The 12800-nt window shown below is 39.7% G+C and carries 10 protein-coding genes and 1 other annotated feature; of the genes, 2 read left to right on the top strand and 8 right to left on the bottom strand.

The annotated features are described in order from the left end of the window. The first annotated feature begins 205 nt into the window (after positions 1-205). Entirely contained in the window at positions 206-1654 is a 1449-nt protein-coding gene (locus PQ479_RS10765; protein WP_047990335.1) for a DUF6612 family protein, read from the top strand. Positions 1655-1711: 57 nt separating this feature from the next. On the opposite strand, the gene PQ479_RS10760 is transcribed toward PQ479_RS10765, so the two are convergent. Then, the gene (locus PQ479_RS10760; protein WP_047990506.1) at positions 1712-4354 is read right to left on the bottom strand and encodes a valine--tRNA ligase; all 2643 of its coding nucleotides are present in this window, start codon (positions 4352-4354) and stop codon (positions 1712-1714) included. Positions 4355-4421: 67 nt separating this feature from the next. Further along, positions 4422-4647: a binding site (T-box leader), on the bottom strand. A 179-nt stretch (positions 4648-4826) separates the two neighbouring features. Between PQ479_RS10760 and PQ479_RS10755 the strand changes: the two genes are divergently transcribed. After that, positions 4827-5027: a hypothetical protein gene (locus tag PQ479_RS10755; RefSeq protein ID WP_047990334.1), complete on the top strand. Its 201-nt coding sequence runs from the start codon at positions 4827-4829 to the stop codon at positions 5025-5027. Between the two features lie 240 nt (positions 5028-5267). Here PQ479_RS10755 and ysxE read toward each other — a convergent pair whose 3' ends face one another. The 7 genes from ysxE to hemC form a co-directional block, all read right to left on the bottom strand. Further along, the gene (ysxE, locus tag PQ479_RS10750; RefSeq protein ID WP_047990333.1) at positions 5268-6284 is read right to left on the bottom strand and encodes a spore coat protein YsxE; all 1017 of its coding nucleotides are present in this window, start codon (positions 6282-6284) and stop codon (positions 5268-5270) included. Continuing rightward, entirely contained in the window at positions 6281-7195 is a 915-nt protein-coding gene (locus tag PQ479_RS10745; RefSeq protein WP_047990332.1) for a hypothetical protein, read from the bottom strand. Before PQ479_RS10745 ends, ysxE begins: the two co-directional genes overlap by 4 nt. Positions 7196-7224: 29 nt before the next feature. Continuing rightward, a complete protein-coding gene (spoVID, locus tag PQ479_RS10740; protein WP_047990331.1) occupies positions 7225-8409 on the bottom strand; it encodes a stage VI sporulation protein D in 1185 nt (394 codons plus the stop codon). Between the two features lie 358 nt (positions 8410-8767). After that, positions 8768-10054: a glutamate-1-semialdehyde 2,1-aminomutase gene (gene hemL, locus PQ479_RS10735; RefSeq protein WP_047990330.1), complete on the bottom strand. Its 1287-nt coding sequence runs from the start codon at positions 10052-10054 to the stop codon at positions 8768-8770. 18 nt (positions 10055-10072) lie between these two features. Further along, positions 10073-11053, bottom strand: a complete 981-nt coding sequence (gene hemB, locus PQ479_RS10730) for a porphobilinogen synthase (RefSeq protein ID WP_047990329.1) — start codon at positions 11051-11053, stop codon at positions 10073-10075. Then, the gene (locus PQ479_RS10725) at positions 11046-11855 is read right to left on the bottom strand and encodes a uroporphyrinogen-III synthase (RefSeq protein ID WP_273716976.1); all 810 of its coding nucleotides are present in this window, start codon (positions 11853-11855) and stop codon (positions 11046-11048) included. Before PQ479_RS10725 ends, hemB begins: the two co-directional genes overlap by 8 nt. After that, the gene (gene hemC / locus PQ479_RS10720; protein WP_047990327.1) at positions 11845-12777 is read right to left on the bottom strand and encodes a hydroxymethylbilane synthase; all 933 of its coding nucleotides are present in this window, start codon (positions 12775-12777) and stop codon (positions 11845-11847) included. The genes PQ479_RS10725 and hemC overlap by 11 nt, the downstream gene beginning before the upstream one ends. Between the last annotated feature and the right edge of the window lie 23 nt (positions 12778-12800).

Below are 12800 nucleotides of genomic sequence, written 5' to 3'. Positions count from 1 at the left end.
ATAACCATTAAATTCAATAAAATGGTTTAACAGTAAATCAGAAGTGGTATGTAATAACCAGGAATATGGTGTCATATTTCCAATAAATTATTTAATATGGACAAATAACCACTATGAAAATAGATTTATTTTCTACTTTTTCATGAAAACTTTTGTTCATTTTTCATGTAACAACGTATACCATGTCATTTGGAGGTGCATTTTATTGAATTTTAAACTATTTTGTATGACAGTGTTTTTAATGCTCACCCTTGTTGCTTGCGGAGGAGACTTAGAAACAGCAAGTGTATCAACAGAAGATTTTATACCCAACTTTGAAGAAACGATTTCAACTGTCGAAAACTACGAAATCGACACGATGTTAGAATTAACCATTGAGTCCAATGGGGAAACATCTAATGCCTTGATTACAATGGAAGGCATCCTTTACGAAGACTTAACCAATGCTCACTTATACTTTTCCATTACTGAAAATGGCATTGAACATGAACAAGAAGCCTATTTTAAGGATGAATTTGCTTACATTAACGATAATAACACAGGTTGGAGGCTGGAGAATAACTTAGGTCCCACTGAAACAGATACGAGTTATTCCAATGTCGCTAATGGTATTCTCGAGATTGCTGACCTTCTGTCTGTTACCGAGCATGACGATACGTATGAATTAACATACGAAGGTACAGACGCTTCCGTTTTTGATGCGTTCCAAAATCCTTATGATTTATCACTCACAGGTGTTGATAAAGAAACTGACCTAACAATGACTCTTTCAATCGTAATTGATCAGGAAACATATCTGATGGAGGACTTTAGTTTAATAATAGATGTTGAACATGAGCAAGGTAACATGAACTTTGATATTAGAAGTCTATTTACTAACATTAATCAGATTAGCGAAATAGAACTTCCTAATGAAATTTTAGAAGCCACATCAAACAATAATGAAGAAGAGCAAGACATAGCTGAAAGTGAAATTCAAAGTGAGAATGAGAACGAGAATGCTGATTTTTTTCAAGAATTTTACCAAACCTATCAACAGATTGAAAATTATGAAATTGATGTATCATTAAACCTGTTCGCACGGCTTGGTGATGAAGTAATGGATGCTATTCTATCATTAAGCGGTCCACTCTATGAAGATTTAAGTGCTTCGCATATTGAACTTTCCATTGAGCAAAACGGTGAAAATCAACACCTTGAATATTATCAACTGGATGGATATTTTTATTTAAATGAGGACCAAACTGGCTGGGTTATGATGCCAGATAATTCCGAAATAACAGATTCAGATACTAACTATACTAATATAGCAAATGGGCTGTTTGAGGTTGCACCTCTTTTGGAAATAGAGGAGTCAGAATCCGGTGATCAGTATGTAATCTTATATAGTGGCAACGACTCTGCATTATATTATGCATTTCAGGCACCTTTTGACTTAAGCCTGCCAGAAATTGACATGAATCAGTTAGATATTTCATTGCATATTTTAGTAGATAAAGAAAGTTATTATATGACCTCATTTGCCTTGGATATTGTCGCATCTGAAGATGATATGGATGCTCTCTTTGATATCGATGTTCAATTTAACCAAATTAATAATGTCGGGGAAATTACACTTCCAGAAGAGGTTCAAACTGAAGCGGAAAGTAATTAACTATCATTATGCAAAAAGAACTGAGGCTATTTGCTCAGTTCTTTTTGTGTTCATCTCTTATGCTTGTAACTCTGCAATACGAGCTTTCACTGCATCACGTTTTTCTGTATAATCGGCTTGTTTCGCTTTTTCCTCTTCAATCACTTGATCTGGTGCTTTTGCGAGAAAACCTTGATTCGAGAGCTTTTTCTCTACGCGTTCTACTTCTTTGTTTAACTTCTCTACTTCTTTTTCAAGACGTTTAACTTCAGCATCAATATCAAGAAGACCAGCAAGTGGTAAATAAACTTCCACGCCCGTTAATACATTAGACATTGATTTCTCAGGAGCCGTTAAACCAATTCCTAATTCTAGCTTACTTGGGTTACAGAACTTTTCCAAATACGTTTGACCACGTTTTAATTGCTCAAGAACCGTGTCGTCTTTCGCTTGAATCATCATTTCAATTTGTTTACTCATTGGCACATTTAATTCCGAACGCGTATTACGAATCGAACGAATGATTTCTTTTAGAAGCTGCATATCCTTATTGGCTTCTGGGAAAATCAACTCTTCTTGACGAATTGGCCATGCTGCTACCGTAATTGATTCCCCTTCATGCGGTAAGTGCTGCCATATTTCCTCGGTAATAAACGGCATAAGCGGGTGTAATAAACGCATCGTCTGATCAAGGACATAAGCTAAAACAGAACGAGTTGTTTTCTTTGCCGCTTCATCCTCCCCGTATAATGGAAGCTTCGCCATTTCAATATACCAATCACAGAAATCATCCCAAATGAAGTTATATAAAATCCGACCAACTTCACCAAACTCATACGCTTCTGTAAGTCTCGTTACGTCCGTTATCGTTTCTTGTAATCGGGTTAAAATCCACCTATCCGCAATCGATTTTTCGCCACTTACATCAATTTCATCATAACGTAAGCCTTCCATATTCATTAAGGCAAAACGAGAGGCGTTCCAAATTTTATTACCAAAATTCCAAGTTGATTCTACCTTTTCCCAGTAAAAACGAAGATCATTGCCTGGTGAGCTACCAGTTGCTAAGAAATAACGTAGGGCATCAGCACCATACTTATCAATCACTTCAATAGGATCAACACCATTGCCAAGTGACTTACTCATTTTGCGTCCTTCAGAGTCACGAATCAGACCGTGAATAAGGACATCCTTAAATGGTCGCTCTTCTGTAAATTCGATTCCTTGGAAAATCATTCTTGATACCCAGAAGAAGATAATATCATAACCTGTTACTAAAGCACTCGTTGGGTAATAACGCTTGAAGTCAGCTGCTTCCTCATCTGGCCAACCCATTGTCGAAAACGGCCATAGTGCTGAACTAAACCACGTATCTAAAACATCTTCATCTTGATTCCAGTTCTCTATATCTGTCGGCTCTTCACGTCCTACGTAAAGCTCACCTGTTTCTTTATGGTACCAAGCTGGAATACGGTGTCCCCACCAAAGCTGACGAGAAATACACCAATCGCGAATATTTTCCATCCAACGTAAATACGTTCCTTCAAAACGTTCTGGCACGAAGTTAACCTTACCTTCTGTTTGCTGTAATTGAATCGCTTCATCAGCAAGTGGTTGCATCTTCACAAACCATTGCGTGGACAAGTATGGCTCTACCACTGCTCCACTCCGCTCTGAATGGCCAACGGAATGCATATGCTCCTCAATTTCAAAAAGAATGCTAGCTTCTTGAAGGTCTTTAACAATTTGTTTACGGCAAGCAAAACGATCTAAACCTTGATATTTGCCTGCATTTTCATTCATCGTTCCATCTTCATTCATCACAAGAATGCGCTCTAAATGATGGCGATTGCCAATTTCAAAGTCATTAGGATCATGAGCAGGCGTTATCTTTACAGCTCCAGAACCAAATTCCATATCGACATAATCATCGGCTACAATCGGTATTTCACGATTCATAATCGGTAATGTAACTGTTTTTCCAATTAAATGCTGATAACGCTCATCCTCTGGGTGTACCGCAACCGCTGTGTCACCAAGCATCGTCTCAGGACGCGTTGTTGCAACCGCAATCGAACCACTTCCATCTGTTAACGGATAATTCATATGGTAAAAGGCACCTTGAACATCCTTATAAATAACCTCAATATCCGATAATGCTGTTTTCGTATCCGGGTCCCAGTTAATGATGTATTCGCCACGATAAATGAGACCTTTTTCATATAAGGCAACAAATACTTCACGAACCGCTTTTGAGAGACCCTCGTCTAGGGTGAAACGTTCACGAGAATAATCAACAGAAATTCCGACTTTTGACCATTGGTCACGGATAAATCCTGCATATTCTTCCTTCCACTCCCAAGACTTTTCAAGGAACTTCTCACGACCAAGCTCATAACGATTCGTACCTTCTTCTTTTAGCTTTGCCTCAACCTTAGCCTGCGTTGCAATCCCAGCATGGTCCATTCCTGGTAACCAGAGCATGTCATAGCCTTGCATTCTTTTTGTTCTCGCGATAATATCCTGAAGAGTTAAATCCCAAGCATGCCCAAGATGTAGCTTTCCTGTTACGTTTGGTGGTGGAATAACAATCGAATAAGGCTTTTTCGATTCATCCCCTGTCGCTTCAAAATATTTACCTTCAACCCATTTGGAATACCATTTCTTCTCGGTTTCCTTCGGGTCATATTTAGTTGGCATTTCATTTGTTTGATGATCCATGTCCTTCACTCCATTCTTCATTTTAACATTTTTTCCATTAATTGAGCATATCAAAAACTCCCCCCATCCAAAGGACGAAGAGAGTTTATTCGCGGTACCACCTTTGTTTACATGATCCAACATTCAATCATGTACACTCAATTAGATAACGGGTTATCCCGACTTAGCTTACTCAAACTTCAGCTAAATAGCTCCTAGGCGACCTTCCCTACATACCCCTTAAAGAATCTTTCAGCCAAGGATTCTTCTCTCTTAAAGGCTCTGTACGTACTCTTCCTACTCAAAGCATTTTACTTCTATAAACGTTATGTATACGTAATTGTAATCAAACTTCATAGCCCTTGTCAATAACAGCTTCGCCCATTTTTTTGATTTTCATTCATAATAGCTAAAACCATGTAAAGAATCAGTTTCCATCCCTAACAATTTTGCATAGCCTATACTATCAAGTTTTGTGAAAGGAGCGAAAAACATGGCGAATCGAATGCGTTATTACACGAAGCCGAAAAGACATAACTGGCTCGGAAAATTTCGCGATCTTTGTGGTCAATTTTTATTACCACTTATTTGCTTCCAATTTATTCGGACCCTCTTATTACCTAGTGTTTTTGATGTCTTACTATTAACTATCATGGTGGTTATGTATGCGTCTATCTGGTTTAAGCTTTGGTAATTGATAATGCATGAACAAACTATCTTGTAAAAACAAATACGAGTTCCATGAACGGGGGGCCAACTCTTGAGTTATTACAGCGGGTTCAGCATACTTGTCCATCAAGATTACACCAAACACCCGCCGTTTTTGGCCTGCTTCACACAAGCTTGATTTTCTTTCCATAAAAAAGAGTCGCTCCATCCTAGTTGAACCTAGTGAAGCAACTCCCCTTATTTCATCATAACCATCATCCTTCTCCTATTGCTGTTCTTGCTCCTGTTCGACAATGAGCTTCTGCGTTAGCCTTTGCACCTTCCTCATTGAAAGTAATCGTTTCTCTAATCTTTGTACATGCTCAATTTCACTTTTAGAACGGCGTTTGTTCACATAAGCCTCAACGGCAAATACTACGGGTTCAGGGAAGTTAAGATAGGCACAGATTAGATGCTTTTCTTCATCAAGTAGAGGCAGATGACGCTCATAACGAAAAAACCATTTCAATACCTCATCCTCTGACCACATCGCCCTCGGAAAACTGTACCTGCAAAACCCAGCGATATCACGTGCAGGTGTATCTAGACTTGCCTTCTCAAAATTTATTAAAATTGGCTCGTTTTCCATATTTACAATTGAATGTGAGCGAGATAAGCGGCCGTGACACAAAACCGTACGATATTTTTCTTTTTCTAAACACGCCTCATACCATTTCTCTAAATGATATTTAGCACGTTCCGACATCGTATCAAGCATATGGGCATGTGTGATAAAAGAAAGCTCAAATGGTGACATATACGTTTTCACTTCGACTACATCAGCGAATCGGTTTAATTCTAATCTTCTCAATTCCCAATGATCGAGCAGGCGTTGATAAGATTGTTCGATCGCCTCTTTAGAAAATTTCTGTGTTTGAACCGTTAAACGATGAACAACTGCCATTTGTGCGATGATTTTTTCCTCTAACGTTTCCCGTCCCAAATATTCTACGGGCTCGACCCACGGCATCAAATAATATGTTTTATCATCGGTCGAAATGGTGTATTCCCCATATTTTGTTGGCATAATCGGCACGACCTGACGATAATTATGCTTAGTCAGCATGCGCATCGCCTGCACAAATTCATCTGCTTGGAGCGATGTCATGGATGTCTCTTTCAAAGCATAATGTCCTCGTCCGGTTTGAACACGTTTTACTTTTCCCAGATCCTCAATCGACTGTGGGTAAATATCATAATAAAAAAGGATTGAAGCATACAAGTTTTCTTGCTCATGTTTCAAGACGGAATCACCTTCTTTTGCTGATCAAACCAGCGACTTAAAAAGCTGACAAGTTTTTTCGAGCGTTCCCATTCTACTAAAGAGAAATGAATAGCTTGTTCAATATCATGATCAGTAACATCCGTTCTATGAATTTCCTCTGTGATACGATTTAGTTCATAGGGCAGTAAGCACTCCGCTAACAAAAGCATCGTTTGATGCTCATTAAACGCCTCATGCGATCTCATTTTATCTAATACTTGGCCTAATGACTGTTCGCCATGTTCATGTAACCAATAGTTGAGTAAATGCCTGATCCCTTGATAGGAACGAATCGGGGCTTCTATCGTGCCATTCCAAAAAAGAACTTGATATACCTTCTTCGCTTGACGAACAGAATAGACTTGGTCCATGAGTGGTGGTTGTATTCCTTCAACTAAACGTTTTAATTGATCGGCTTTGTTTAGACGAAAGCGAACTTCCTTTAAACAGCTTGTTAATAATTCACGTTGCTCACTTTTTAAGATTGGAAGTAATAATTCTAGATCTTCATATTTTTGCTTAGCGATTACTCTCGGAGAAACGGTTGACTTAGTCTGTTGACCGTGCTCAATCATTGCACCTAATAATGTCCCCCATTGCTCCTCCTTTCCTTTCTCCGTAAAATAATCCTCTAGGTCATCATGAACGGTGACCCAACCTGTTTTCCACTCAATAAACGCCTCTTCTTCCTTTGTGCGAATCATCCGATCAATGAGTACATGTGGCGTGACACTGCATTGGTCACGCCATTCTATCTGCCATTCTAAAATATCTTGATCCTGCCAATATTGAATCCTTTTTCTACCTTGGTCGGTTTTAAGAATAGCTTGATTGATAAATTGTGCATCCTGCCATTGGTAATGCTCTTTTAGACAATCCACTAATTCCACTGATTTATCCCTCTTACTAGTGACGCTCATTACGATTGATTAGTCACAGGAATATATAGGATTTGGCCTTCCTCCACTTGGTCTTCTTTTAGTCGGTTAAAACGAATTAATGTGCTTGCAGGTATATCATAACGCTCTGCAATTGCATCTAAAGATTCATTCTCTTGAATAATGCACATTTTCCACCTCGAGAACTTTTCCTCACCCTTTGTGAGCATTTTTGTTAAATAGAGTGCATTTTCTTCTTTACGTGGTCTCTCTACTTCTTCACTCTCAACAGGTTCATCATCTTCTTCCTGTACACCTACATGTTCTATAACCTCTTCTCGTTCCTCTTCCACTTCTTCCTCAAAAGCAGTCGCACTAGAACGCATCATAGCAAGCGCTGGCTCCTCTTTGGAATCAGGTACAGTCTCTTCGTTCTCTAACGCGGCTTTTGGCCCTTCTTGTTTGTCTTTTTTCTTATACAAATATTCTAATGGCTGCTTTTCATTTTTGGCTGCAACTTCAAGCTTAGGAGCCGGAATCGGACGTGATGCCACTTCTGGTTCCTCTTCTCGTTCGGTCTCCATGCTAAGTTCTTCTTCAATCTCTTGCTCTTCGATTTCACCAGCAGATTCTTCATACGTCGGTGGTGACTCACGATGTGTCACTTCTAATTCATCCGCTTTTTTCGCTTCAAAACTGAAGGTACCTTCCTCAAGCTCCGCCCCTTCTTCTTCATAGTCAACGTCTTCTACATAGTCCTCATCTTCTCTATCTACCTCTTGCTGCGTTGACATCCCGCTGATCGTCACATCGGCTGTGAGCTGTATGCAGCTTTTCTCTGGTAAATCGTAATCAAACGATTCTACTTTTACATATACATCTGCTAAGTTATGAATACGACTCGTTGGAATCGTCACATCAATCGGGAAAAAGTGTTTGATCTCACCTTTACCCTCATCCGTTATATGAAACTCTTCCACAGACCGATATGTGATTTGATCCTCTAAAGGTTGATCAGGTTGAAGCTCTGCTTCTTCACGACTGACCGCAATATACTCCCCTAATAATCGTAGCCCACCTTTAATACACACATTTTGGTTATTTTCTTCGATTGTAATTTCTGGCTCTAAAGACATAGAAAGAACTTCTTTCACTTCTTGACCTTTATTCAGCCAAACTGACTCTTCAATAGAAAAAGATAATTTTGAAGGGTGTTCCTGTGTCATTTCTGATTACCTCCCTTAATTCTACTATCTAACTTACTCATAGCTCTGTTCGAATGATGTTACGTACACAATTAAACTCTATGACAAGTCATTAAAGAATATGATAAGGAGCAAGGAAAAAGAACCCCAATCCATTGGAGATACTTAGTTAAATGATAGCGTGACTAGCCATGAAGACTCCAGGTTTGTTCCAGCTAACAGATGCAAACATAGACACGTATCCGCATCACTTCATTCAGTTGACCTAATTCCAGCAACTCCAATACCCATGATCTACTTACATGCCCATACATTCCCAATAAAAAATACCCCTACTAGACAATACGTCTAAGAAAGGGGTATGGAGAGTACCTTTACTCTAGTTTATTTTTGAAAAAGCAACTTCTGCTGCTGCAATCGTTCGGTCAATATCATCTTCCGTATGTTTCGTTGATAAAAACATTCCTTCGAATTGCGATGGTGGTAATGATACACCTTGCTGTAGCATTTCCCTGAAATATTGAGCAAAGTACTCAACATTAGATGTTTTTGCAACATCAAAATTGATGACATGCTCATCTGTAAAGAAAAAGCCAACCATCGAACCGATTCGATTAACCGTATGTGGGATACGATGCTTTTTTGCGGCAGCAACTAAGCCATTTTCTAAACGCTCCGCTAATTGTTCAAAACGATCATAATCAGCTGGTCTCAATTGTGACAACGTCTCGTAACCCGCTGTCATCGCGAGTGGATTACCAGAAAGTGTGCCCGCTTGATAAATTGGACCGCTTGGAGCAATTTGTTCCATAATTTCACGCTTACCACCGAAGGCACCAACTGGAAGTCCGCCACCAATAACTTTTCCTAAACATGTTAAATCAGGTGTTACTCCTAAAGTGCCTTGTGCACAATGATAGCCAACACGGAAGCCGGTCATAACCTCATCAAAAATTAATAGAGAACCATGCTTTTTTGTAATCTCTCGTAAACCTTCTAGAAAACCTGCAATTGGAGGAACAACCCCCATATTACCTGCAACAGGTTCTACAATGACAGCCGCAATATCATCACCAAACGTATCAAATGCATATTGAACACTCTCTAAATCATTATAGTTAACGGTTAATGTATTTTGAGCAACTGACTCTGGAACACCAGGGCTATCAGGCAAACCTAATGTTGCCACACCAGATCCTGCTTTAATTAATAAAGAATCGCCATGTCCATGGTAGCAGCCTACGAACTTTAGGATTTTATTTTTACCTGTATATCCGCGAGCTAAACGAAGAGCACTCATGGTCGCTTCCGTTCCTGAATTAACCATACGGACAACTTCCACAGAAGGAACACGGTCAATAACTAGCTCTGCTAGCTTTGTTTCCATCTCATTAGGAGCACCAAAGCTTGTTCCTTTTTCTGTTGCTGCTTTTAACTTCTCCACGACTTGTTCATCGGCATGCCCTAAAATTAAAGGCCCCCATGAAAGCACATAGTCGATATATTCATTTCCATCAATATCATATATTTTCGAGCCTTTCCCACTCTCCATATATACAGGGTTCATATCAACAGACTTAAATGCACGAACAGGGCTATTAACCCCACCTGGCATTAATGGTAATGCTTTTTGAAAAGCCTCTTCTGATTTATTAAATGATCGCATGTGTTGTTCCTCCTTCAATTATTGTTCCTTTAACCACTTTGCCGCATCTTTGGCATGGTAAGTTAGAATAATATCCGCACCCGCTCGCTTCATACTCATGAGCTTTTCCAAAACAATCGCTTTCTCATCAACCCAACCGTTTTGACTAGCTGCTTTGATCATGGAATATTCACCACTTACATTATAAGCGACAACTGGCATGCCTGAATAATCCTTTACCTCACGAATCACATCTAAATAGGAAAGAGCAGGCTTAACAATTAAGAAATCGGCTCCTTCTTCCATATCAGATTGGGCCTCGCGCAAGGCTTCTAAACGATTGGCAGGATCCATTTGATAGGTTTTTCTGTCACCAAATTGGGGCGTACTGTGAGCCGCATCTCGAAACGGGCCATAAAAAGCCGAAGCATATTTTACCGCATAGGACATAATCGGTACCTCTTCAAAACCTGCACCATCTAAACCATGGCGAATCGCCGCAACAAATCCATCCATCATATTAGAAGGAGCAATCACATCTGCTCCTGCCTTTGCTTGGGAAACCGCTGTTTGAGCTAATAAATCCAAGGTCGGGTCATTTAAAACCTGTCCGTCTTTTACAATTCCACAATGTCCGTGGTCAGTGTATTGACATAAGCATGTATCAGCGATAACGGTTAGCTCTGGATGTCTTGCTTTAATTTGGCGAATTGCCTTTTGCACAATACCTTGATCATCATAAGCCAAACTTCCTTTTTCATCCTTATGGGCAGGCACACCAAAAATAATGACGGATTGAATACCAAGTTTGACCACTTCATCTATTTCTTCATCCAAAAGATCAAGAGACCATTGAAACACATTTGGCATCGAGGCAATCTCATTTTTTATTTGTTCCCCCTCAATGACAAAAATAGGGTGAATAAAGTCATGCACACTAACACTCGTTTCACGAACCATATTCCGCATGCTTTTACTTTGTCTCAGCCTACGGTGACGGTTAAATTGAATCTCACTCATTACTTTTCTCCTCCTCATAATACGCGATAATCGCATTCGATAAAGCCTCAATCGTATATGTATCAGGCATAATGACAACAGGTAGTCCATAATGTCTACATGTCTTGGCTGCGATTGGACCAATACAAGCAAAGTTCCATGGATATTCCTGCCAGTCTAGTTTGAATTCCTGTAAAAGTTGAACAAAATGGTGGACCGTCGAGGAACTTGTAAATGTAAAAAGGTCAATATGCTGATCACACAAATGTTTAAACTGTTCCTGCGCTTCAGCTGGAAACACCGTATCATAGACAGTCACTTCAGTCAGCTTTTGAACAAGTTGTGAAAGCTGTTCCGCTATGAGCCTACGCCCGAGCTTACCTCTAATCAACAACACAGAATCCTCACTATTTACCAGTTCTTGTAGCTCCTCTAAAAAACGCTCAGCGACATATTCCTTAGGAACGAGCTTCTCCTGAAGTTGATATTCTCTAAGTGTAGCCGCTGTTTTCTCACCAACTACAGCGATTTGAGGCCAAGATGTAGGTTCAGATTCTATCCCAAAAGAGGATAAAGCGTCCATAAAAAAACGAACACCATTACTACTCGTAAAAACGAGCCAGTCAAACGTCTGAAAGTGAGAAACAGCTTCCTTTTCCATTTCTGTTAACTCGGTGCGTTCAAATGTGAGTAATGGCATCTGTGTGACAAAAGCACCAGCAGCCTTTAGTTGCGTTTCAAATTCCGTGCCTTGATGAGCCGCTCTCGTGACAACCACATGTTTGCCTTGTAACGCTTCACCCTTTGGCATCTTATTCGCCATTTTCATTTTTTACTTGTTCTAAAATCGCACGGGCTCCTTGTTCTAATAACACATTCGCCACGGATACACCTAAATCAACTGGATGTTCTCCTACTTGTGTTTCTTTTAAAATCGTTTTTCCATTAGGCGACCCGACTAAAGCCGTTAATGAAATAGAGCCGTCATCTAAAAGTGTGCCATAAGCAGCGATCGGCACCTGACAACCACCTTCAATTTTATGGAGAAAAGCACGCTCTGCTGAGACAATTCTTTCTGTTACGGCATCATTAATTTGAGCAAGAAGATCTCTGACCTCTTGATCGTCTGTACGACATTCGATGCCAAGAGCCCCTTGTCCGACAGCTGGAATACAATCGGTACTATCAATATATTCGGTTACAAGTTTTTCAGAGTAACCTAGTCTTTTCAATCCTGCCGCTGCAAGAATAATCGCATCGAAATTCTCTTCTTCAAGCTTCTTTAATCTCGTTTCAACGTTACCGCGAATCCATTGTACTTGTAAATCAGGTCGTAATGATAAAATTTGGGCAGAGCGACGTAAGCTACTAGTCCCGATTATAGAGCCACTCGGTAAGTCTGCTAATTTGATATGATCATTTGAAATAAAAGCATCACGTGGATCCTCACGCTCTGGTACAGCTCCAATCGTAAAGCCTGGTTGTAGCTCAGACGGAACATCCTTCATACTATGAACCGCCATATCAATATCTCCATCTGCTAAGGCACGTTCAATTTCTTTAACAAATAGTCCTTTTCCACCTACTTTAGATAACGTCACATCTAAAATACGATCACCTTTTGTAACAATTTTTTTTACTTCAAATTCAAAAGGGACGTTAAGCTTTTGCAACTGGTCAATGACCCAATTAGTTTGTGTTAATGCTAAATTACTTTTTCTTGAACCGATTACAATCTTCCTCATAAAAATCCTCCGTTCTGCTACTC

It is taken from the genome of Alkalihalobacillus pseudalcaliphilus, assembly GCF_028610675.1.
Classification (GTDB): Bacteria; Bacillota; Bacilli; order Bacillales; family Bacillaceae_D; genus Alkalihalobacillus; species Alkalihalobacillus pseudalcaliphilus.
This window is presented reverse-complemented; position numbering and strand designations above follow the sequence as displayed.